The following is a 23,012-nucleotide window of genomic DNA, read 5'->3' as shown; positions in this document are numbered from 1 at the left end:
CTCTGTTTTAGAGATATACCAGGAGAACTGTAATATTATTCTCCAATCACTTTTTTAGACATATAGGTGTCATAGCCTTTTTGTTCCAGTGCGATTGCTTCTTCTATCCCCAGGGATTTGATTGTTTCCACATATTGATCAAAATTTTCAAGAGGCTCTGCGCCTGTGATGAATTTCAGAACCATCTCATCGCAGTAAGTAAAGACTTCATTTTCTATCTCACCCAGTCTCTGCTGTTCCTCATCATTTAACTGAAAAGGAGGAAGCTGGAGGGCGCTATCCACATCTGGGTCGTCAGCCCATTGAAGTCTGCTGTTTAGGGCACCTTCGCTTTTAAGAAGGTTTGCATGACATTCTATATCAGGCCAGGTCAGAAGAGGACCAAAATGGACCTTATAGATATAGCTGGCTTCTTCTGTGCCGAATTCATTTTCCAGCATTGTATCATTGTATACCCGTTTATCACCCTGCCAGTCCCAGTTCAGGCCTTCTACCCCCCAATTATAAAGTTCCGCGCCTTCCTGGGTATATCCATAGTTTAAAAAGGTAAGGGCAGCCTGAACATTGCTGCAGTCCTTGCTTATGACGGCTACACTGGCATTATAGTTCATTTTAGGCCAGATATCGCAATCGTTCCAGTGTAATTTCTGTCCAGGTTCCAATCTGGTGTAGGGCGCTGCTGTAACAGGAATACCTAATGCTTCACAGCGGTTGTAATTTGCTACAATAGGACCTAAAAAGGTTCCGATTTTTCCGGTATCGAAAAGGGTATTTACTTCGGTTGCTTCGATGCTGGTAAAGTCTTTGGAAATGTAGCCTTTTTCATACCATTTATTCATCAGTTCAAGATAAGATTTAAAACCAGGCTCCATCTGGCCAAATTTAATCTTCCCATTGTCTACGTAAAAATCCCTTAATATGTCCCACATTCCCATCAGTTGTTGTTCATAGCCGGGACGATCTCCCGGTTCAGGCATATAAGGTGTAATTCCTTTTGCGAGCATTTTGTCAAACATGGCTTCTAAATCGTTTACTGTTTCAGGTATTTCACATTCTAATTCCGCCAATAAGTTTTCGTTTAGTATCCATCTGCGAAATGGAGGATCTCCAACGGGCTTATATCCGTAAAATGCAGTCACTCTCCCGTTTTCATCGGTCGCTTCCCTGTAAAATTCTTCATCCTCAGTCAGTGTTTTATAATAATCAGGCGCATACTCGGGAAGTTGGTCGGTAATATCCAAGAATACGCCATCACGCATTCCCTGAAATTCGCCGCCGGTATAAAATTGGGCATAGCTGATGATATCGGGAAGCTTGTCTCCTAAAAACAGCAGGTTAAACTCCTCCTTTTCCTGCCCCACAGCGGGATGAATGAATTCGATTTGAATGCCCAATCTTTTCATTGCTTCCTGGTATGCCGTATTTTCATTATAGCTTTGAATGAATTTAGAAGCACTTCCTTCCAGAGGCACCCACCAGGTTAATGTGGTGATTTCTCCGTCTTCGGCCTGGGTAGCAGTATCGCTTTGTACAGTGCCATCTTCTTTTGTCACATCTATATTTTTACCGCATCCGGTAAGCATTCCGGTCATCATTATTGTTGCTAATCCTGCCGCAATCCATTTTTTAATCTTCATATCTTTGCTCCTTGTCTATCTAATTTTTACACATCATTCTTTTACAGATCCCATCATTACTCCGGTCATAAAATATTTCTGTACAAACGGATAAATACAAAGAACCGGGACTGTGGATACAATTATTGTCGCATATTTTACTACCTCTTCCAAAAACATTACATCTGAATCCATCGTATTTCCGCTTGTACTATTTGCTATTAGAATTTCTCTCATTATCAGCTGCAGTGGAAATTTTTTTCTGTCGCTCAGATATATCATTGCGTTAAACCAAGAGCTCCACTGAGTCACTGCATAAAAAAGAAGCATGACAGCCATCGTCGCTTTGGAAAGTGGTAAGAAAACTTTCAACAATATAACAAAGTCATTTGCTCCGTCCAGTCTGGCCGATTCTTCCAAACTTACCGGAATTGCCTGAAAACAGGTTTTCATTACAATCAGGTTCCAGGTAGAAATCGCTCCTGGTACAACGAGGGCCCAAATTGTATTATACATTCCCAAGGCCTTAACCAGCAGGAAATTGGGAATCAGTCCGCCGTTAAAGTACATAGTGAAAACAATAAGCAAGGTTATCGTTTTTTTGAACATATAACCCTTCCTTGAGAGCGCATAAGCTCCCAGCGTTGTCATCAGGATATTAATGGAGGTTCCAACCGCCACATAAATAATCGTGTTCAGATAACTTACCGGGATGTTTGGATTTTTCAGTACAATTTTATAACCTTCAAGGGAAAATCCAAGCGGTTTCAGGATAACTCCCGTATGCTGCATCAGCCGTATGGGGTCACTTATGGATGCAAACAGTACATGCAGCATAGGATAGAGGCACATAAGGGCCATTAATCCGGTTATGATATAAACGGTGCCAATAAAAATCCTGTCCCCAGGACTCCTGTTTTCGATCATAATTTCCCCTCCTGTTACCACAGACTTTCCTGAGTAATCCTTTTACTTGTATAATTAACAAAGACAAGTATCAAAAGGTTTACTGCTGAATTAAATAAACCAACTGCCGTTCCGTAACTGTAATTTGTCAGTTCCAATCCCTGGCGATATATGTAGGTGGAAATGATATCAGCCTTATCATAGGTAAGCGGACTGTAAAGCAGAAAGACCTTTTCAAATCCTTGTGTTAATATGTTTCCCATTCTCATAATAAATTGTACAATGATGATTGGCACTAAACAGGGAAGGGAGACATGAAGCATTCTCTGGAACCGGTTGGCGCCGTCTATTGCTGCAGCCTCATGCAGTCCGGGATCCACGGTTGACAGCGTTGCCAAATAAATAATACTTCCCCAGCCCGCTTCCTGCCAGATTCCGCTTCCTACATAAATAGTCCTGAATAAATCAGGTTCGGCCAACAGACTTCTTCTTTCCATTCCTAAAAGAGCTAAAAAATCGTTGAACAGCCCATCAGTCCTGCAGAAGGTTGCCAATAATCCGCAGATGACAACCAGAGAAATGAAATGTGGCATATAACTGATTGTCTGTACTACCTTTTTATATGGTCTGCATTTAATTTCGTTAATCAGAAGCGCGAGGAATATGGGAATCGGAAAAGCGAAAAGAATCTGAAGAACATTGATAATCAGCGTATTTCTAATCACTCTCCAAGCATATGGGCCAAATAAAAAGTCCTTAAAATATTTCATCCCCACCCATTTGCTTCCCGTAATTCCCAGGGCAGGTTTGTAATTCTTAAAAGCAATTATGGTACCGCCCATAGGACCATAGCAGAATATAGCATAATACAGAATAACCGGAAGCAGCATGAGATAAATATATTTGTATCTCTTCATGTTTCTTTTCCATCGGACAAAAAATGTTTCTTGGCCTATCTGCCATTTTTGTTTTTTGACATTCGTCATAACTTTCCCCTCCTTTTATCAATAGATGTGTTTGGATTTTTGCTCCTGTGGCTACTTTACTACTGATTTCTGTGAGGGGACAATCTGTGGTTCTCTTATGGATATGTGAAAATATACTTTTCTGATATGTAAAAAAATATTAATATGCTGTATTGGTTTCTTTTCTCATTTTTTCCCTGTATTGACCTGGGGTGACACCTTCATATGCCTTAAATTTACGTACAAAGTTGGCAACATCGATATATCCAATCTGTACTACGATGTCCTTTATGGGCAGGTCTGTATTGAGCAGCAGCTCCCTGGCTTTATCCATACGCAGCATGGTAATATACTGGATGAATGAGCATCCGGTTTCCTGCTTGAAAAAGCGGCTTACATAATTCGCAGAGAGATTGAATTGTCCGGCCAAAACATCCAGTGATATAGTTTGCTGCGAATAATGGTCATTTACATAACGTAGCATTTCCGATTTTTGCTCTTTGTTTTTCAATGTCCTGTAGCTTCCGTACTGTTCACAGATTGAGATGGTAGCCTTTTTGCTTTTTTCATAAAATTCTTCAACATCATGAAATGTGCAGAGTTCTTTCAAATCCAGAGATTGGCTTTCCAGGCCGTTAATCTGATTTACTGTTTTTATCAGAAGATTGATAATATCGTAGCAGAGACATTGTGAAATCAAAAAAGAATTAAGCGCTCTTATGTCGTCCACCATTTTTTCCAATGCCTTGAGCGCTTCTCCCGTATTCGCTTGCTTAATACACTGAATATACAGCGCTTGTTCTAAAATGGGAAATTCCGTATTTTCCTCTTTTTCCGCTATTTGTTCAAATAAAATAATAGTGTTTTCTTTTCCGAAGCTATATTCCGAAGCAGCTGCGGAAGCTTCCATAAAAGATGTGGAGATTTCTTCTATAGTTTCATAAATCCTTCCGGCATAAAGCTGAATATGTATATTATCACATTGGTTGATTTCATTAATGATGTGCCTGCCGATAATCAGCCTGATATCCACGCCGTTTTCTTCTTTTTCCCTGCAGTTTACAATCACCGCAATCCCGTTATCACGCAGTAAATCCACACCGTATAAATGTCCATACGCGTTTGCAGCGTTGTGTACATGAAATAATATCTCCTGGGAATGATCCTCCTCTTTATTCAGGCTGGATGGTAAGGGGATCAGGATGGCAAAGAAATAAGGAAAAACGAAATTGATGTTGGCCGACTGCAGCATGGTAATAAGTTCCTTCTTCCCATTGGTACGGCCTTTCAGCAGGCTTTTCAGGCAGGAAGCCACGACCAGAGGGCGCTGTCGGCAGAGCAGGCTGTATAATTCCTGGCTGCGGTTCTGTATGTCTTCCCAATATCCCTGTATGAGTTCAAATTCATTCATATGGGAAATTGGTGGTGTTTCCTCATTATTTATCTGAATTTTTCTGAGTAAATTCTGAATGGGAACATAATTAATTCTTGATAAATAGAAAGCAAGCCCCAGCCCGGTCAGAAGCATTAGAAAACTAAGAAGTATAAAAACCTTTTCAAATTTGTCATCTCTGTTATAGAAATTTTTTTCTGAGCTGACCATGATTATGGTAAAACCGGAATTGGGGGAAACTGCTCTCATTACAACATAGTCTTGTCCGTCAATTGTCTCTTTAAATACGCCTGTTCCCTTTAGGGTTTTGCTTAGACTCTCTAACCTTTGATTTTCATTTTCACTGAAATCCCCTTTTTCGGAGGAAAAGATATTCTGAAAATGTTCATTAGTAATATAAATATTGGCTTTCATGCTCCCGACGTAATTTTTTACCAATTCGAAGATATCTTCATTACCGAAACCAATTCCTAAGGTAGCCATTGGCAAGCTGCTCATATAGGGAACCGGGTACAGATAAAAGGTCATACTGTTTTTTGTCTGATTTTCAGCATTTTGGTGTATTTTTACAGAGGTATTATAACGCAGTGCGTTGATATTTGAAAAAAAGGAGCTCCTGTCCAGAATCCCATATTCATCAATGGTTTTTTCAAATTCTAAATATGATAATTTCCCTGCTTCTGTATATATGTATTTATCTCCTCTGACATAAAAAACGGTATACGCTTTTATGCCTTCTATATTTTCCGTATAGGTTTTTAACTGTTGAGTCAGCTTTACCTCCAACTCTTCCTTGAGTATTCTGTCATTTGTTTCAAAGCTCTCCCCGAAATCATAGCCGGATATATGATATGCCATGCCATCCATTTTTTCTTTAATATAGTCCAGCTTATTGATTACCTGCCCCATTGCTGTATAATTTTTATTTTCAATTTCTTCATACCATGAAAGTCTGTTTCCATAATAGAAAAAACAGGCCATAACAATGACCGGTATCAATGCAACAAAAACATAGGATAAGAAAAATTTTCTCCACCATTTTCCTTTTTTCATATTATTTCCTCATAATGTGGCTCTGCAGTTCCTTTTTTTGTCTACTGTAAAACACCTTCCTGCCACGAAAGCATTTCCATGACAGGAAGGTGTTATTAGATTAAGCGATTCCGATTCTTCTTGTTGTTCTATCCTGCTGCTCTAACATTTTCTGCATCAGCCTTTCGAGCATATGGTACTTTATTTCTTTATATTCGTAACATTCCCACAGGTTCTCTCTTTCCTGAGGATCTTTTTGCAGGTCGAACAGTTCCCCATATGACTGATGTGAATATACTGTAATTTTATAACGTTCTGTTATCAGTGTTCGCAGATTGACATGCCTGATATCATCATCATCTTCAACCAGAATATCCTCCTGCACCTTTTCTGCCTTCTTCTCCATCAGGGGAACAAGAGAATGGCCTGGCAGTGGATCGGAAGTATAAAGCGGCTTCCCTTCAAAAGGACCTTCCCAGGCCTTTATCGGTCCCTCAGGATAATCAATATGGGCCAGATCCAAAATTGTAGGCATGAAATCCAACAAGGATACCAGAGAACTTTCTCTTGTATTTTCAGGAAGGTGTCCCGGCCAGGAAATCAGGAAGGGAACCCGTAATAAACCTTCATAATGGAATGGTCCCTTGCAATACATTCCATGATCGCCCATTAATTCTCCGTGATCCGCAAGAAATATAACTACTGTATTTTCTTTTTTCCCTGTCTCCTCCAGGTGCTTCATAATTTCGCCGATGCAGTCATCTATATGCTTCACCATTCCCCATGCAAGAGCTTTTGTCTCCTTTATCTGTTCCAAAGTATAGGGGCTTGGACCACCGTCAATAGACTCTTCGCCGCGTGCCTTATAACAGGAAGCATGATACCATTCATTCATATTATCTCTGCTGTCATCCCAGGCAATTGGATCCGGCATCTGTTCTTTCTTATAAGCGTCGTAGTAAGGAGCCGGAGGACCGAATGGAAAATGAGGATCCGGGAAGGAGCACCACAGGAAGAAAGGCTTATCCGACTCACATTTATCCAGTTCTTCCATGGTATGTCTTTTAATCCATTCATTGTAATGATATTCCTTAGGGACTTCCGAATAATAATTATCTTTTTTGCCGGTAGTTTCTTTTGCGGAATTCTGGTTTTTTAAGGCTTCATAAATATCCGGACGTACGCTTTGCAGCCATTGAACATATTCGCCGAAGCAATAGCTGCCGTGGCCTCCAAGAAAATGTGTCACTTCCAATCCGAAATAATTATCAGGAAGCTTGTTACACTTGTTTTCATTCCATACTGTTTCACATTCCGGAAGCAGAGCAGGGTCATATTCAGTGATATTTTTGTTTCCCCTTTCCTTTGACATATGCCAGGCTTTTAGATGTATCTTTCCTACGGATATTGTTTTGTATCCATTATCCTGAAGAATCTGTGGAAGCACCGGATATTTATTATCCAAGTCAACACCATTGGTTCGTGCACTGTGGACACTGGAGGGCAGACCTGTCCACATGGTTGCTCTGGAAGGCATACATAGAGGCGTATTACAATATGTATTTTCAAATAAAACGCCTCTATGTGCGATTTTATCAATATGGGGTGTTTGCAGGATGTCGTTCCCCATACAGGATAACCAGTCTGCACGATGCTGGTCAGTAACAAATATTAAAAAATTTGGTTTCAATGCGGTTTCTCCCTTCCTTTTTTGCATAAGTTAATTATACGACATGTATTTTTTACTACACAATATGTACTTTTTGGAACATAGGTAATTTTGTTCTTTTATGAATTAGAAGGACATTTCAACAGACCGCTTTATTTAGATTTAGGCTCATTTTCCTATAAAAAAGCTGCTGCAATTTAGTTTGCAACAGCCCGTTAGGTAAAAAATATTTGGATGAATGTAATCCTGATAATAATCCACAAAGCTTCACATCATTCCAGGTAAACATATCTGACCGCATAGATGCGGTTGCCAAAGTCAGATAACGGTACAAGCGAGTCCGAAGGGTTCATGGGATCCATGCACCGGAATTCTTTTCCGTCACTGTTTACGATAAGTACATAATGAAAGCTGCCGGAACCGTTTACGCGGACCCGTACGATGGGGAATATGCGTTTTGCCAGAAGCTTTTCCAGCGTTTTTCCGGTGATGCCGTCTGCGCCCTGCCTTACGGCTGTGACGTTCAGGGCGTTTTCCAGCGGCTTCCATTGGATATTGCCTTCATTATCATACACATGCTCTTTGGATAAGAACATATTTAAGGCGCCCGGATCGATACTGTCCGCGGCGCCTGTTATTGTTTCAGGCGTGATTCCCTCATACTGCAGCGCTGCTGCAAGGCAGGTGGTGAGGCAGCCGGAGGACTTCATGGTATAGGAGGATGAGCCGAGAAAATCCTCCGCCCAGGCAGGATCGCTTTGCAGATAACAGATGATATCGGAAGAACCTGCGGCATGGGATGCGCGGACCAGGACGCTGCCACGCTGGCGGGACATGCCAAAGAACAGGGCTCCGGCGGCCAGGATTATCAATAGTACGGTCAGGGCATATAAGTGTTTTTTCTTCATTTTACTCCCATCTGCCTGATCCGGCGGGCTTATAAAGCGGGTGGATCAAGGCATTTCCCTTTCGGCCCGTTAAATTGCTGTTTGCTATTGCTTTCCGTTTGATTTTTCGTTCCGCACAGGGCAGGAACGGCTTATTCTTTTTGAATAAAGTATATTCAGTATACGCGTACTTTTTTCCTGCTGTCAATCTGCCGTATTATTGACATCTGCCGTATTATGTAAGCTGCTGTATTGCCATATTGCAGAAGCCACTATATTGCGTATTCCTAAATCTCCAGTATTGCGATAATTCAGCGGCAGCTCCACCGTTGTTACTGCGCATGGAATGAATAGCGGCTTTTAGGCCACACCCTATTAAATTTATCAGAATTTGTTCCCGGGATAGAAATATACATTCATATGAGGTATGATGATAAAAAGAGGAGCTTAAGCTGCGGAGGAGGGACGGACCGCGGCCGGTGCTCCGGAATAGATGGTGGCTGCCTATGAATTTACAGAAGTTCTTGTTGCTTGCAGCAGCGGCGGTGCTGACGGCTGCTTTCGGTCAGCATTATTTTCGGAATAATACAAAAAAAGAAAAACAGGTGCTGGTATTCAAGGCGCTGGCTACGGCCATGCCGGTTATGCTGGCATTTTTGTATGCCCTGACAGCGCAGGAGGTGCACAGGACGCTTTCCCTGATGATTTTGGCAGGGGCTTTCCTGTGCATGACGGCGGATGTGCTGTTGGAGCTTTATTTCCTTTCGGGAGTTGTCTCCTTTGGGCTGGGGCATGTCTGTTTTATCGCGGCTTATATGCATCTGACACAGTTTCGCGGATACACGGTGCTGGTATTTCTGCTGTTCTTTTTGCTCATGCTTTTGCTTCATGGGAAATTTCTGCCGCAGCCCGGCTGGCAGATGATACTTATGATAGGTTATGCGGCGCTTCTTTCCGCCATGTCGGCGATGGCTGTGACGGCGGCGGTTCAGCTGGGCAGCCCGGCCGGGTATCTGACGGCGGCAGGAGGAATCTGTTTTTATATATCCGATAATATTCTGGGCTTCCGCCTGCTGCACGAAACGAAATCCCGTGTTTTGAGCGGGGTGCTTCTGACGCTGTATTATTCGGCGGTATATCTGATTGCAGCCGCAATGTATTTTCTGTGAGCAGCGGGAGGAAAAGAGAGGTGCTTACGGCAAAAGAGAAAGCCGCCGGCAAAAGAGAACGTCACCGGCAAAAGAGAAAGCCACTAGCAAAAGAGAACGCCGCCATGGAGTTAAAGAGGAATACCAGGCGGCGTTTTTTACAGCTGTCTATGAACCAATCGGTCTGGCGGCCATCAACTGAACGCAAAATATGCAATGTTTTTACTTCCTAAAACACAATTAATACATAGACTATGCGATTTAATTACGTTATACTCAGAAAAGTAAAGAAACGATCAGTTATGTAAAATCTTAGGCCGTTCTCTAAGAAGCCGGCCGGTTGACTGGCTTTTACGGTATTCCGAAGGAGACTCGTTGCAGAACTTATGGAAGACCCGGTTGAACTGTGAAAAGCTGGTGAAGCCGCAGGCGGAAGAAATATCTGTAATCTTGTCTTCCGTATTGAGCAGCAGGAACTGACAGTTGCGGATGCGTACCAGGTGGATGTATTGGGTAATGGTATAGCCGGTGACTTCCTTAAATTGATGGGACAGATAAAAGGGATCCATGTAGATGCTTTTGGCAAGTTCCTCCAGGGTGAGGTTGTCCATGTAATGGGTATGGATATAATTGGCTACGGTATATATTCGTTCGGACAGACGATCCTCCGGGTTCTCTGTCTTGTAGATATTGCAGTCCTGGAAGTCCTTCAGGTAATACAGAAACTGGGTAAAAAGGCTGTGTACCATGAGCTCATAGGCGCCGGTCATTTCCTGGGAGCCGGCCTGGTGGGACAACGCTACGATTTCATTCAGAATCCGAACCAGAACCTCCTGTTGGGCATCCGGAAAACGGAAGATAGGTACGGGCTCATGAAAAGGCGTTAAAAGATTTTCATAGGTGTCTTTGAAACCATAGCCATCGTCGCGGTACATAAAGGTGATGACCAGTCTCTTGGAGGGCGTTTCACTGGGATAAAAGGATTTATGCAGGCGGGAAGGCTCCAGCAGAACGAAATCATTGGTTCGGATTCTGTAGGGGATACCCTCGATGAAATGTGTGGCCATTGGGCTTAACAGTATATGGATTTCGTAATAGGAATGAAGATGCTCAAATTCCATGTTCTTTTCCGTAGAACGGACGTCAAAATCAAAAAAATAAAATAGAGAATTTTCAATATCGTTGACAATGATAAAATGTTTTTCTTCATATTCAATTGCCTGAGGCATGGATAACGTACCTTCTTTCTGCCGTGCCGGCATTTAGCCAATTCTTTCACAATTATATTATAGCAGGGCAAATGCCAAATGGCAAGTAATATGAAAAATACAGCAGGTTATTGTTCAGACAAAGGTTACTGTTCACTCAGTACTGTGCATTTACTGCACAGTACGTAAGAAAGTGATTCAAGAGTGCATAAATCCCATCGCCGCAGGCGATTTTTAATGGATTTATGCAGTTACTGGTCACGGAGTGAACAGTAACAGATAAAGGCAGGAGGATAAAGGAATGTTACAGGAAGTTGACAGAAAGCTTCAGCAGCTGATAGGAGCCTTTTCGGAGATCTTATATGAGGATGATGAAATATTCATGGAGAATATGCGCCGGAAAAAGAACCTTCCTGAGGAAGAACTGCAAAAATACGCGCACTGGGAATGGACACAGGGAGTAGGACTTTACGGCATCTGGAAATTGTTTGCCGCTTCCGGCGAGAAAAAATATCTGGAAATGCTGACCCGGTATTATGACAGACAGCTGCAGGTAGGCTTTCCGCAGTGCAATGTGAATACGGCCGCTCCTTATCTGACCCTCTCCTATCTGGCGGAATACCTGCAGAGTGAGACTTACCTGCAGCCCTGCCGGGAAGCCGCGGAATGGATTATGTACGAAATGCCCAGAACCTCGGAAGGCGGGATACAGCATATGACCTCCGATGATGTCAATGAGCAGGAGCTTTGGGACGATACCCTGGTGATGACCGTACTTTTCCTGGCCAATATGGGAAGGATCCTGGATCGGGAGGACTACAGGAACGAGGCTCAATATCAGTTTCTGCTGCATATGAAATACCTGCAGGATCCGGTCAGCGGCTTCTGGTACCATGGCTGGACCTTTCTGGAAAGAAACCATTTTGCAGGGGCTTTCTGGGGGCGGGGGAACTGCTGGATTACAATTGCAATTCCGGAGCTGCTTGACAGCATAGCCTGTTCCGAGCCTGTGGCGCGTATTTTACAGGAGACCCTCAGAAATCAGGTGGAAGCTCTGGCGGGGTATCAGTCGGACAGCGGTATGTGGCACACGCTGCTGGATGATCCGGAATCCTACGAGGAGGCCAGCGCAACCTGTGGCTTTGCCTATGGAATCCTGCGGGGAGTGCACTGCGGGCTTCTGGAGGAAAAGTGGCTGGGAACGGCGGAACGGGCGCTGAAGCCTGTTTTGTCCCTGATATCGGAGGAGGGAGTTCTGGGACAGGTATCCTATGGAACACCTATGGGAAGGGAAAACAGGGATTTCTACAAGGAAATTCCGTTGAAGCCCATGCCTTACGGACAGGCGCTGGCTATTTTATTCCTGGTGGAATGGAAAAAATTAAGAGCAGATGACGAAGTGACTGAATAGTTACCGGATTTATCAAAACAACAGGAGGACATATGAAAGGGAAGAACACACCGTCCCGGGCGGACAGGAAAAAAACAAATGCAAAACTCTACCTGAGAAATAACTGGCAGCTGTATGCCATGCTGCTGATTCCCGTCATCTACATGATTTTGTTTAAGTACAAACCCATGTTGGGCGTGGTCGTAGCGTTTAAAAAGTTCAATATTTTCCAGGGTATCTGGAACAGTCCGTGGATTGGACTGGCACATTTTAAGGAAGCCTTTACTTCCCGTGATTTCTGGGATGCCTTGAAAAACACCCTGATACTGAATATGGGAGATTTGATTATCGGCTTTCCCATCCCTATATTTCTGGCAGTTTTCCTGAATGAGCTGCGCAGCGGCAGGGTGCGTAAGGTGACGCAGACATTGCTGTATCTGCCAAATTTCCTGTCCTGGGTTATTATTTCAGGTATTGTTACCCAGCTGTTTGCCAATACCGGTATGGTGAACAACATCGCAAACGCCCTGGGCGCTGAAAGTATCCCGTTTTTGAGCAACAGCGGAATATGGCGGTTTGTGTACTGGTTTTCCGGCGTATGGCAGGGCGCAGGCTATTCTCTTATCGTTTACCTGGCGGCCTTGATGGCTACGGATGCTTCCCTGGGAGAGGCTGCTTACATAGACGGCGCTACACGCCTGCAGCGTATCTGGTATGTGACGCTGCCGCAGATTTCTTCCACGATAACCGTCCTGCTGATTATGCAGATTGGCAAGCTGGTGTCCATCAGCTTTGACAGGCCTTATCTGATGGGAAATACCATGGTGCGTGATGCATCCAGTGTAATCAGCACTTATGTATATTCCATTGGTCTGGCGTCAGGGCGGTTTGACTTTGCTACGGCGGTGGGACTTTTCCAGACGGTGGTAGGAGTCGTGCTGGTACTGTCGGCCAACTGGGTGATTAAGAAGATGGGACAGGAGGGGATTGTGTAATGAACAGCGGAATTAACAGCAGAACAGAAAAATTATTCCAGTTCTTCTGGACGGCATTTTTTATCCTGATAACGGTAATCGCAATGATTCCAATTCTGCGGGTTATCTCTGTATCCTTCAGCTCCAAGGATGCGATTACGGCAGGCAGGGTTTTTGTATTCCCGGTAGGCTTTAATACGGAAGCCTATACCAAGGCGCTGCAGAGCGGAAGCTTCGTACGTGCATTTGGCTATTCCATCGTACTGATGCTGGGTTCTACGGCAGTGAACCTTCTGATGACCGTGCTGGCGGCATATCCGCTCTCCAAGAAAGGCTTAAAGGGCGGCGGCCTCATCATGACCCTGTTTGTACTGACCATGTATCTGAATCCGGGCATCATCCCTGAATATTTGAATGTAAGAAGCTTTGGCATGATCGATACGGTATGGGCTTTGATAATTCCGGGAGCGCTGAGTGCCTACAACATGATTATCATGTGCAATTCCTTCCGCGGGATTGATTCCGCCATCTATGACGCGGCAAAGATAGACGGCTGCAGCCAGCTTACCACGCTGACAAAAGTGGCGCTTCCGCTGGTATACCCCACAATGGCGACCCTGGGCCTGTTCTATGCGGTGGGCCGGTGGAACGGGATCAGTGATGTATTGTACTACATAAACTCTTCTTCGCTTTATACCGTTCAGATGGTATTGAAGCAGTTTGTGGAAGCGGTGAACGTATCCGTAGAGGAAGGTATGACTACAAACCTGATAGCGGAAAATATCAAGGCGGCAAGTATTGTGATTTCCATGCTTCCCATGTTGGTGGTATATCCGTTTGTACAGAAATTCTTCACTAAAGGCATCATGATCGGGGCTGTAAAGGGGTAACCGGTAAGGTTCGGAAAAACCGATGTACAGCTCCGGAGAGGTGATATGGTTTTGTTAAACTATATCCGGCGGAAAATCCGGATATTTTTAAGAAATATAGAAGCACGAAAAATTTTAAATGGAGGAACAGCTATGAAGAGAAAAGGTATTTTTAAGAAGACACTGGCAGTTGCCCTTGCCGCTGCAATGACTTTGGCAATGGCAGGCTGCGGCGGAAAAGAGACAGGAGCCGGCACGGCGGACGGAGGCAGCGCCCAGACAGCCGCTTCCGGCACAGAGGCGGCAGCCGGAACAGATACTGCGGAAAAAGGGAAAGAGGTTACCATCCGCGTGATGGCTTGGGACAGAGGAAATGCGGCGCCCGGAACAACCACAGAGAATAACGCTCTGACTCAGTGGATCCAGGAGCAGGTAAAGGAACTGTATAATATTAATGTGGAATATGTTTCCGTTCCCCGTTCGGAATCCGATGACAAGCTGAATATCATGATGTCCGGCGGAACTGCCCCGGATATTGTATTTACCTATGATCAGACCCTGTTCTACAGCTATGCCAACAGCGGCGCGCTTCATGAACTGACTGACGTTTATAATCAGTATGGATCCAATATCCAGAAGTTCTGCGCTGAAGCCCAGGATATCAGTGTAATGGAGAATAAGAAATATGCCGTGATGAAGCAGAGAGGTACTGAGGAACCCCGCCACATGGCATACATCAGAAAAGACTGGCTGGACGAGCTTGGCATGGAAATGCCCACTACGAAAGAGGAACTTGGCAAATATCTCTATGCTGTAAAAGAAAAAAATCTGGGAGGCGACACCACTATCCCCTGGGCTATGAGCGGCCGGAATGATACCGAGAAGATGTACCTGAATTTCCTTGGTTCCTATGTGGATCTGCCGGATGACCGTACAGCCTATATCTATAATGAATGGTATATGTCGGTGGCTCCCGGTGCGGAGGAAGGCCTGAAGCAGCTGAACCAATGGTACAATGACGGCCTGATCACCAAAGATTTCCCTACCGATACGGCTGAAGATGTATATATGGCGGCAATTTCCAACGGCAGCGTGGGCTTCGTCCTGGACGACCCTTATCATCCTCATGCAAGCTTTGAAATTCTGAACAATGCATTGGGTCATGAGACCTTCGTACCCATTCAGTGCTTTGATCTGCCGGATGGAAGCTACAGAAATCCTTTTGAGTACCGTTATGCCATGTTTGTAATGATTCCCACCACCACAAGTGATGAGAAGGTGGAAGCCTGCATGAAGTATCTGAACTGGATGGCTGACCCTGAAGTGGCTGTCAAAATACGTTATACACCGGATTACAAGACAGATGATCTTGGCGTGGCAGTAGAGCCTGCCGAGGCTGAAAAGAACGAGAAAGGTTATCCTGGCACCTGTGATGACTGGTGCATCATGAACCTGAACTTTGAGTGGGCCAATGATCCCGAGGTGCTGGCGCAGACTTCCTTCAACAACCAGGCCACCCAGTGGGCAAGCCTTGAATGGTATCAGAGTATCCAGACAGTGAAGGAAGTAGGAAAGTTCCGTTTCCCTGTATTCTCCTACATAGCAGAGGATGAGCAGACCTACGGCACGGATGTTAAGACCCGTATGATTGAGTTTGTATATCGCTGTATCGTAGCGCCCGCAGATCAGTTTGAGGCTACCTATGAGTCAGGCCGTAACGAGCTGGTAAATGCAGGATTGCAGAAAATCCTGGACGGAAGAGCAGAATACTTTGACAGCCAGAACTAGAGTGCGTTAATATGGAAGGCGAAGGCTGGATGCACCGAAATTTATAGTTATTGATAAGCAGAATAAGCCTGTTACTCCGGTAGCAGGCTTTTTCTCAGGTAATCAATTGATTTCCTGTGCCATGAGCGGCTCCGGGGATAAAATAATATGCTTAAGCCACACTTCTTTGTACCTGAGCAAAGGGAAAGGAATGAACGAGAATGGAAAAACATTATGAAATAATTTTAAGGGATACCGAGGAACGGGTATTCAGCCGTCTGCGGTCGCAGGAGCTGGATGAAAAAAGCCCCTGTTACGGAGGCTTTTATGACAGGGATCGGATGGTCCAGGCCAAATATACGATTATCTGCGTGGAGCCCATGATCACGCTGTATTGTAATCCGGACAGCCGTTATTACCGCAATTCCCTGCTGGCGCAGCGGGCAGAACTGGGGCTTTCCTATATCCGCAGCGTGCAGCACGAAAACGGACTTTTTGACTATGTTACCTGTAACTTCTTCTCAGCGCCGGATACGGCTTTCTGCATTGGTTTCTTTATCCCGGTGTATGAGTATCTGCAAAAGCTTGGGAATCGCACCGAACAGGAAGAGATTTTTCTACAGAAGGTGGGGGAAATTGTACATGACGGCGCATACGGCCTGCTGGAGGGCGGCTTCCATACGCCCAACCACCGTTGGGCAATTGCTTCTTCACTGGCGAAATGCGGGGTTCTTTTCAATGATAAAAAGCTGTCGGAAAGCGCAGGTATTTACCTGATAGAGGGGATTGACTGCAATGCCGACGGTGAGTTCGCAGAGAAATCCGCCGGTAATTATAACAGCGTTAATAACGATGCCATGCTGATGCTTTCCGACGCTACTGGAGACGCCCAATACGAGCAGCATACCATCCGCAACCTTCATATGATGCTTACCTACTGGGAGCCGGACGGAAGTATTTTCACTGCCAATTCCACCCGTTTCGACAAAGACAGGCTGGTATATCCATTGAGCTATTACATAGAGTATCTGGCCATGGGCATGAAATATGACATTCCGGAATTCCTCGGGATGTGCAATACTATTTTTGACATCATTGAGGAAAAAAAGATTTCCTCGCCGGAATGCCTGATTTATCTGATGCTGCACCCCGAATACCGAAGCTTTGAGTATGCGGGACGCTATGAACAGCCGGATTTCGTCCGGTTTTATGAGGATTCCGGAATACTGCGGGCCAGGAAGGGGCACTACAGCTACACGGTGATGCGGGAGAAGTCCAATTTCCTCTATTTCCATAACGGAACCAGCAAGCTGGAGATGAAGGTGGCGGGAAGCTTCTGCGAGCACAGGGCGTTTAAGGCGGAAACGATGGAAATCCTGCCTGGCGGCACGGCCCATCTCCATCAGACCATGAGGGGCTGGTACTACCTGCCTTTTGAAGAAAAGCCGGAAACCAGCGACTGGTGGAAGATGGATCAGAGCAAGAGGAAGAAGAAGCTGGGACCGGATATGGAGATTGATGTGTATGTGGAGCCTGCGGAGGGCGGCATAGACGTGCGTGTGGTAACAGAGGGAGTGCAGGGAGCGCCCTGGAGAGTGGAGCTGGCCTTTTCCGGCATTGATTATATGGCAAGCGAGCATGTGATGCTTCCGGTGAACGGCAGTGAGGTGTTGGTAATCAAGGATCCGGAGCTGGAGGCCTACAATGAAAAGGACAGCCTGTTAATCGGGCCGGGATTTGGAGAGCATCGTTTTACAGAGGGGAAGGAGGACAGTGAAACCAAGACCCCGGGAGCTGTTACGGTATATTTCACTGATTATACTGCCTTCGACCATACGATCCGCATCCGTAACCGCAGGGATCTGGAGGAAAAACTGCTGGCGAGGCGGTAAGGGCGGCCAGGAAAATGGAAAGAGAATATTATGAATGATAAAAAAATAAAAAAAAGAATATTGATGGCCTTTATCGGCGTCATCGTCAGCGGACTGGCGGTGGGATTATTCCGGAACGCCCGGTTTGGGACGGATCCATTTCAGGTGTTTGTGAATGGAATCAGCAACAAGGTTACATTTATAGACTTCGGGACGCTGTATATGCTGATAAACCTGTTGATGCTGCTGCTTATTTTTCTCCTGAATAAACATCATATCGGGATATCCACTTTTGTGAACATTTTCCTGCTGGGATACGTGGTACAGTTTTCGGACGACGTGGTGGCAGGCCTGGTGGGGGACAGCCCGTCCATGCCGGTGCGGATTGCGCTGCTGGCAGCAGGACTGGTAATCCTCTGCTTTGCATCGGCCATGTACTTTACGGCGGATCTGGGAGTATCCACCTATGATGCCGTGTCCCTGATCCTGACGGAACGGAAGCTGGGAAAATTCCGGTATCTGCGGATTACCACGGATGTAATCTGCGTCATTGTGGGATTTGCCCTGGGAGCGGTAGTGGGGGTGGGAACGGTAGTGACGGCGTTCTTTATGGGACCGCTGATAGACTTTTTTAATATTCACGTCGCGCGGCCGTTTTTGTATGGAAAGGAAAATAAACAGTAGCTGCGAGAAAAAAGAACAATTGCAATATACAAAAAAATGCCTGTCATCCGGGAGCTGATTCTTCCGGATGACAGGCGTTTTTTATACTGATATGATTTCTTCTGTGGAGATTGCAGCGTTCAGAGGATTAAACGGTTACAGATACTTCCGGTACGGCTCCTCTGAAGCATCCAGGAAACAGACACCCACGAGTCCGCGTCCCGTATGGGCGCCGATGGCACAGCCTACAACCGATACCATAATATCTGCGGGATGCAGTTTTTCCCGGAGCAGGTCCAGGACGAAATCCATGGCCTCCTCATCCTCGCCGTGGCAGACGGAAAACAGCTGTTTTTCGATTTCAACGCCGTTTTCCTGGGCATATTCCACCAGGCTTTTCAGGGATTTCTTGTGCCCGCGCACCGTTTTCAGGACCTGCAGGCTCCCTGCTTCGTCCACAATCAGCACCGGCTTCATATCCAGCGCTTCCGCCAGATTACCCTTCCATTTGGAAAGCCTGCCGCCTTTAATCAGATAGGCAAGCGTATTTACCGTAAACACATGCCGGATGTGCCTGCGGTAGAATTCGGCGGCTTCCAGCAGCGTCTCCTTGGAGGCGCCGTTCTCAAGCATGGTCAGCAGCTTGACCACCAGAAGGCCGAAGCCTGCGGAGGCGCAGAGGGAATCGATAATGGTCAGATCAAAATCGGGGTATTCCTCCAGTACATTGGCCTTTGCCAGATTGGCGGCATTAAAGGTGCCCGCGATTCCGGTGGAAAAGCAGAGATATATCACACTGTCCCCGTTTTTGGCATAGGGGGTAAAGGCTTCCTCAAACATGGCCGGGTTGATGTGGTAGGTTTTCACATCGCGGCTGGTATCGTCCAGTATATTGTAAAATTCCCTGGAATGGATGGTCTGGCCGTCAAGATAATCCACTTCATCAATGACCACCGGAGTGGGTATGACATGAAGCTGATAGCGGCGGATGACTTCCTCCGTCAGGTCAGAGGCGGAGTCCGTGATTATTTTAAGCATAAAGTCTCCTTGTTGTTTTTATATTGGTCAGTGAACCTGTCCCATCTGATCCAGCAGCTGGATTTTGATATGATACAGCTTGGAGGAAAGATCCACATATACCTGGTGAGGGTTGACAAGACGTCTCGTTTCATCCCAGAGCGTGTCCAGCTCCTTCTGACAGTATTCCCTGATTTCCATAACACTGGGAGAGGTGTAGACACATTTCCCATCCAGGAAAACGGGAACCATCAGTTCACGCATGGTATAGGTACCGGGCTCCAGCAGCGTCTTTTTCCACGGCTCCAGGGGATCGAAGAGGAGAAGAGGCTCATTCTCGTCAAAAACCTCATCCTCCAAGGCGATGAGATCCGCCTTGATTTTTCCTGATTCCTTTTCATAGATGCGGTGAATTACTTTATTGCCCGGATTGGTGATTTTTTCTGAATTTTCAGAAAGCTTTATTTTGGGGATGAAGTTCCCGTTCTCGTCCATAATGGCGGCAAGCTTGTACACGCCGCCGAAGGAAGGCCAGTTCTTGGAGGTGATCATATGGGTGCCCACGCCCCAGGAGGTAACCTTGCAGCCCTGTGCCTTCAGGCTGTCGATCAGGTATTCATCCAGATCGTTGGAGGCGGAGATAACGGCATCCGGGAAGCCTGCCTCATCCAGCATCTTCCTTGCTTTCTTGGAAAGATACGCCAGGTCGCCGCTGTCCAGGCGGATTCCGTAGAAGGTCAGCGGAATGCCCGCCTCACGCATTTCCGTAAATACGCGGATGGCATTGGGAACGCCGGATTTCAGGGTATCATAGGTATCTACCAGCAGGATGCAGGCGCCGGGATACATGTCCGCATATACCTTGAAGGCGGTGTATTCATCCGGGAAGCTCATGATCCAGCTGTGGGCATGCGTGCCCTTCACGGGTACATCAAACATCTGTCCGGCAAGCACGTTACTGGTGCCGATGCAGCCGCCGATCATAGCGGCCCTTGCGCCGTAAATGCCGGCGTCAGGCCCCTGCGCGCGGCGGAGGCCGAATTCCATGATTCCGTCGCCGCGGGCCGCATAGCATACCCTGGACGTCTTGGTGGCGATGAGGCTCTGGTGGTTGATAATATTCAGAATAGCGGTTTCAATCAGCTGCGCTTCCATAATAGGAGCGATGACTTTAATCATTGGTTCCCTGGGGAACATGATGCTTCCTTCCGGAATTGCATAGATGCTTCCGGAAAATTTGAAATTTTGCAGATATTCAAGGAAGTCGTCCTCAAAAATTCCCAGACCTTTCAGATAGGTAATTTCATCATTATCGAAATGCAGGTTTTCCACATATTCGATAACCTGCGCAAGCCCTGCGCAGATGGCGTAGCCGGATTCCATCGGGTTATTCCGGTAAAAGGCGTCAAAAATTACCGTTTCATTACGGTCCATGTTCTTAAAGTAGCCCTGCATCATCGTCAGTTCGTAAAGATCGGTCATGAGGGTAAGATTCCGCGTTTTCATGGTTTCTCCTCCGCTTTCAGCATTATGGGTTCAGACACGGGACGGCGGATGAAGGGCTGTCCCCTGCCTGTATAGGAATGTATTAAATTACACATATCATACGCGTAATTACCCAAGAAAGCAAGATTTTTTCGCGAGGGGGGGGGCCGCCCGTGGAGGAAACCGGTGTGCCGGCGGCGGGCTATGTTCTCCAGGGGAGCGGCGGTGCGGGTGTATTTTTTGCGGGTGCCGGTTATGCCGGGCATTCCGATGAGCCCAGGACTAAAACCGGCAGGGGCGTCTGCCGGTTTTAGTCCTGGGCTCATCTCCATGGCATAAAAGGCACCCGCAAAAAACACACCTGCACCGCCGCTCCCCTGGAGAACATAGCCCACGCCGGCACACCGGTTTCCTCCACGGGCGGCTGGTGAGCAGGCAGGTGATGGAAGAATTCAGGAGGAAAAGAAAAAGGACTTAAAAGCGGTGGCTGGTGGGTTGGTTGACGTATTTGTTTTCGAACTTGGAGTAGACGATGGTCTGGCTGTGGTAGAGGCTGTAGTAGCCGGAGAGCATGTAGCTGGTGGCTACGGCTATGAGGAAGTAGTAGGCGTCGTCGAAGCCGAAGAGTTCGAAGGCTATGAGGATGGAGGTTACGGGGCAGTTGGTTACGCCGCAGAAAACAGCTATCATGCCAACGGCGGCGCCGAGGGAGGCGGGAAGCCCAAGGAGGGCGCCCAGGGTGCAGCCGAAGGTGGCGCCAATGAAGAGGGAGGGCACGATTTCCCCGCCTTTGTAGCCGGCGGATATGGTGATGACCGTAAAGAGCATTTTAAAGAAAAAGGCCCAGGGGATCGCTGTCCCGGAGAGGGCGTGCTCGATGACGGGCATGCCTGTGCCAAGGTAGTCCTGGCTGCCGCAGATGAGGGTGAGGAGTATCAGGAGCAGGCCGCCGGCAGCGATTCGGATATAAAGGTTGGAAAAATATTTTTTAAACAGGGCCTCCCCCATCTGCAGCATCATGCAGAAAAGGATGCTGAGAATCGCACAGCATATGGCCAGCAGCACCACCTTCAGCCCGGGGATCAGGGACAGTTCCAAATCATTCATCACATGGAAATTTTCGGTCTGTACGCCCAGGGAAAATGCAATTTTATGGGCAATGAGCGCCGCACAGATACAGGGCACCAGCGCCGCATAATACATAATCCCCACACTGGAAACCTCCATGGCAAAAAAAGCCGCTGCCATCGGCGTCCCGAAAAGCGCCGCAAAAGCCGCCGCCATGCCGCTCATCAAAATGATTTTTTTATCCTTTACATTAAAATGGAAGATATCCCCCAGCTTTTTGCCGATGCTTCCCCCAATCTGCAGCGCCGCCCCTTCGCGCCCCACGGAGCCGCCGCACAGGATCGTAATAATGGTGGAACTGAAAATCAGCAGCGCCATCCGGAACGGAATCGTGATCTCACTGTGAATGCTCTCAATCACCGAATCCGTCCCGCCGTTATTTTCAAAATGAAACGCCTTATACGTAAAAACAATAAGCAGCCCGCCCAGCGGCAGCGTCAGAAACATATAACGATGCCCCATCCTGAAAGACGTAACCTGTATCAGGCACCAGGAAAAAAGCGAAGCAAACAACCCCACGGCCACCCCCGTAACAACCCCAAACAAAAGCCACCGAAAATACTGCCCCAGATTCCTGTATATCTTTTCCGCATAAGCCCTAAGCCAGTTCATAATGTCCTCCTCATTCTCCCTATCCATATCACGCTGCCCAAAACAAACCATACATACCACATTTAACCAAAATCCCGCATTTACTCCTCCTATCCCCGCCCGCCACCCCCTGTCCTCCATACCAACTACAATTATACAACCTCCCGCGCATAACAACAAACCATTCAAACAGAATACAGCACAAAACCCCCATCCGTCAAATTTATCCCCATACAATCCCCAACCCTCCCCCTACCCGGAATACAAATTTCACCCTCCCCAATTAGCGCTTACAAATTATCCCTCTATTTAATCGTCCTTTTTACCTGAACGACTACCACTACGTAGCTCCAGGTGCTTCCGGCTGGTGTTCGGGGTCCGCTGTGTTCTCCGGGAGGCGGCGGGGCGGGTGGGTGTTTTGCAGGTGCCGGTT

18 protein-coding genes are annotated in these 23,012 nt (G+C 46.5%); 8 read left to right on the top strand and 10 right to left on the bottom strand.

Annotated features, from left to right (window positions below):
* Window positions 1–35 precede the first annotated feature (35 nt).
* From DXC51_RS08720 to DXC51_RS08695, 6 genes are all read right to left on the bottom strand, one after another.
* On the bottom strand, window positions 36–1,637 hold the full coding sequence (locus DXC51_RS08720; protein ID WP_117544295.1) for a type 2 periplasmic-binding domain-containing protein: 1,602 nt from the start codon (window positions 1,635–1,637) through the stop codon (window positions 36–38).
* 33 nt (window positions 1,638–1,670) lie between these two features.
* The gene (locus DXC51_RS08715) at window positions 1,671–2,543 is read right to left on the bottom strand and encodes a carbohydrate ABC transporter permease (RefSeq protein WP_117544294.1); all 873 of its coding nucleotides are present in this window, start codon (window positions 2,541–2,543) and stop codon (window positions 1,671–1,673) included.
* A 14-nt stretch (window positions 2,544–2,557) separates the two neighbouring features.
* Window positions 2,558–3,439, bottom strand: coding sequence for an ABC transporter permease (locus tag DXC51_RS08710; protein WP_242991603.1), 882 nt, complete (start codon window positions 3,437–3,439; stop codon window positions 2,558–2,560).
* Window positions 3,440–3,647: 208 nt separating this feature from the next.
* The gene (locus DXC51_RS08705; protein ID WP_117531877.1) at window positions 3,648–5,933 is read right to left on the bottom strand and encodes a helix-turn-helix domain-containing protein; all 2,286 of its coding nucleotides are present in this window, start codon (window positions 5,931–5,933) and stop codon (window positions 3,648–3,650) included.
* A 100-nt stretch (window positions 5,934–6,033) separates the two neighbouring features.
* A complete protein-coding gene (locus DXC51_RS08700) occupies window positions 6,034–7,602 on the bottom strand; it encodes a sulfatase family protein (RefSeq protein WP_181970069.1) in 1,569 nt (522 codons plus the stop codon).
* A 251-nt stretch (window positions 7,603–7,853) separates the two neighbouring features.
* Window positions 7,854–8,489, bottom strand: a complete 636-nt coding sequence (locus tag DXC51_RS08695) for a cysteine peptidase family C39 domain-containing protein (RefSeq protein WP_117531873.1) — start codon at window positions 8,487–8,489, stop codon at window positions 7,854–7,856.
* 485 nt (window positions 8,490–8,974) lie between these two features.
* Between DXC51_RS08695 and DXC51_RS08685 the strand changes: the two genes are divergently transcribed.
* A complete protein-coding gene (locus DXC51_RS08685; protein ID WP_102290176.1) occupies window positions 8,975–9,637 on the top strand; it encodes a lysoplasmalogenase in 663 nt (220 codons plus the stop codon).
* Between the two features lie 275 nt (window positions 9,638–9,912).
* Here DXC51_RS08685 and DXC51_RS08680 read toward each other — a convergent pair whose 3' ends face one another.
* Window positions 9,913–10,845 (bottom strand): helix-turn-helix transcriptional regulator, encoded by a 933-nt coding sequence (locus tag DXC51_RS08680; protein WP_117531881.1) that lies wholly within the window; start codon window positions 10,843–10,845, stop codon window positions 9,913–9,915.
* 280 nt (window positions 10,846–11,125) lie between these two features.
* Between DXC51_RS08680 and bglB the strand changes: the two genes are divergently transcribed.
* The 6 genes from bglB to DXC51_RS08650 all read left to right on the top strand — a co-directional run bounded on the left by bglB (window position 11,126) and on the right by DXC51_RS08650 (window position 18,379).
* The gene (bglB, locus tag DXC51_RS08675; RefSeq protein WP_025487622.1) at window positions 11,126–12,235 is read left to right on the top strand and encodes a beta-galactosidase BglB; all 1,110 of its coding nucleotides are present in this window, start codon (window positions 11,126–11,128) and stop codon (window positions 12,233–12,235) included.
* 32 nt (window positions 12,236–12,267) lie between these two features.
* On the top strand, window positions 12,268–13,209 hold the full coding sequence (locus DXC51_RS08670; RefSeq protein WP_025487621.1) for an ABC transporter permease: 942 nt from the start codon (window positions 12,268–12,270) through the stop codon (window positions 13,207–13,209).
* Entirely contained in the window at window positions 13,209–14,078 is an 870-nt protein-coding gene (locus tag DXC51_RS08665; RefSeq protein ID WP_021639510.1) for a carbohydrate ABC transporter permease, read from the top strand. Before DXC51_RS08670 ends, DXC51_RS08665 begins: the two co-directional genes overlap by 1 nt.
* A gap of 132 nt (window positions 14,079–14,210) precedes the next feature.
* Window positions 14,211–15,845: an extracellular solute-binding protein gene (locus DXC51_RS08660; RefSeq protein WP_180998400.1), complete on the top strand. Its 1,635-nt coding sequence runs from the start codon at window positions 14,211–14,213 to the stop codon at window positions 15,843–15,845.
* A 200-nt stretch (window positions 15,846–16,045) separates the two neighbouring features.
* Window positions 16,046–17,716, top strand: a complete 1,671-nt coding sequence (locus tag DXC51_RS08655) for a hypothetical protein (protein WP_117531867.1) — start codon at window positions 16,046–16,048, stop codon at window positions 17,714–17,716.
* Window positions 17,717–17,746: 30 nt separating this feature from the next.
* Complete coding sequence (locus DXC51_RS08650; RefSeq protein WP_117531865.1) at window positions 17,747–18,379, top strand: YczE/YyaS/YitT family protein; 633 nt, start codon at window positions 17,747–17,749, stop codon at window positions 18,377–18,379.
* A gap of 135 nt (window positions 18,380–18,514) precedes the next feature.
* Here DXC51_RS08650 and DXC51_RS08645 read toward each other — a convergent pair whose 3' ends face one another.
* On the bottom strand, window positions 18,515–19,396 hold the full coding sequence (locus tag DXC51_RS08645; protein ID WP_021639506.1) for a DegV family protein: 882 nt from the start codon (window positions 19,394–19,396) through the stop codon (window positions 18,515–18,517).
* A 27-nt stretch (window positions 19,397–19,423) separates the two neighbouring features.
* Window positions 19,424–20,881 (bottom strand): nicotinate phosphoribosyltransferase, encoded by a 1,458-nt coding sequence (locus DXC51_RS08640; RefSeq protein WP_021639505.1) that lies wholly within the window; start codon window positions 20,879–20,881, stop codon window positions 19,424–19,426.
* Window positions 20,882–21,033: 152 nt separating this feature from the next.
* Between DXC51_RS08640 and DXC51_RS29485 the strand changes: the two genes are divergently transcribed.
* Complete coding sequence (locus DXC51_RS29485) at window positions 21,034–21,174, top strand: hypothetical protein (RefSeq protein ID WP_181970068.1); 141 nt, start codon at window positions 21,034–21,036, stop codon at window positions 21,172–21,174.
* A 160-nt stretch (window positions 21,175–21,334) separates the two neighbouring features.
* On the opposite strand, the gene DXC51_RS08635 is transcribed toward DXC51_RS29485, so the two are convergent.
* Window positions 21,335–22,600: a chloride channel protein gene (locus tag DXC51_RS08635; RefSeq protein ID WP_181970067.1), complete on the bottom strand. Its 1,266-nt coding sequence runs from the start codon at window positions 22,598–22,600 to the stop codon at window positions 21,335–21,337.
* Window positions 22,601–23,012 lie beyond the last annotated feature (412 nt).

Source organism: Eisenbergiella massiliensis (genome assembly GCF_003435485.1).
The sequence above is the reverse complement of the archived record's forward strand: the minus strand, read 5'-3'. Positions and strand labels throughout refer to the sequence as shown.

Coding starts and splice junctions, on each gene's coding strand:
- DXC51_RS08720 (WP_117544295.1), bottom strand. CDS start 1,637: ATGAAGATTAAAAAATGGATTGCGGCAGGATTAGCAACAATAATGATG.
- DXC51_RS08715 (WP_117544294.1), bottom strand. CDS start 2,543: ATGATCGAAAACAGGAGTCCTGGGGACAGGATTTTTATTGGCACCGTT.
- DXC51_RS08710 (WP_242991603.1), bottom strand. CDS start 3,439: ATGAAGAGATACAAATATATTTATCTCATGCTGCTTCCGGTTATTCTG.
- DXC51_RS08705 (WP_117531877.1), bottom strand. CDS start 5,933: ATGAAAAAAGGAAAATGGTGGAGAAAATTTTTCTTATCCTATGTTTTT.
- DXC51_RS08695 (WP_117531873.1), bottom strand. CDS start 8,489: ATGAAGAAAAAACACTTATATGCCCTGACCGTACTATTGATAATCCTG.
- DXC51_RS08685 (WP_102290176.1), top strand. CDS start 8,975: ATGAATTTACAGAAGTTCTTGTTGCTTGCAGCAGCGGCGGTGCTGACG.
- DXC51_RS08680 (WP_117531881.1), bottom strand. CDS start 10,845: ATGCCTCAGGCAATTGAATATGAAGAAAAACATTTTATCATTGTCAAC.
- bglB (WP_025487622.1), top strand. CDS start 11,126: ATGTTACAGGAAGTTGACAGAAAGCTTCAGCAGCTGATAGGAGCCTTT.
- DXC51_RS08670 (WP_025487621.1), top strand. CDS start 12,268: ATGAAAGGGAAGAACACACCGTCCCGGGCGGACAGGAAAAAAACAAAT.
- DXC51_RS08665 (WP_021639510.1), top strand. CDS start 13,209: ATGAACAGCGGAATTAACAGCAGAACAGAAAAATTATTCCAGTTCTTC.
- DXC51_RS08660 (WP_180998400.1), top strand. CDS start 14,211: ATGAAGAGAAAAGGTATTTTTAAGAAGACACTGGCAGTTGCCCTTGCC.
- DXC51_RS08655 (WP_117531867.1), top strand. CDS start 16,046: ATGGAAAAACATTATGAAATAATTTTAAGGGATACCGAGGAACGGGTA.
- DXC51_RS08650 (WP_117531865.1), top strand. CDS start 17,747: ATGAATGATAAAAAAATAAAAAAAAGAATATTGATGGCCTTTATCGGC.
- DXC51_RS08645 (WP_021639506.1), bottom strand. CDS start 19,396: ATGCTTAAAATAATCACGGACTCCGCCTCTGACCTGACGGAGGAAGTC.
- DXC51_RS08640 (WP_021639505.1), bottom strand. CDS start 20,881: ATGAAAACGCGGAATCTTACCCTCATGACCGATCTTTACGAACTGACG.
- DXC51_RS08635 (WP_181970067.1), bottom strand. CDS start 22,600: ATGAACTGGCTTAGGGCTTATGCGGAAAAGATATACAGGAATCTGGGG.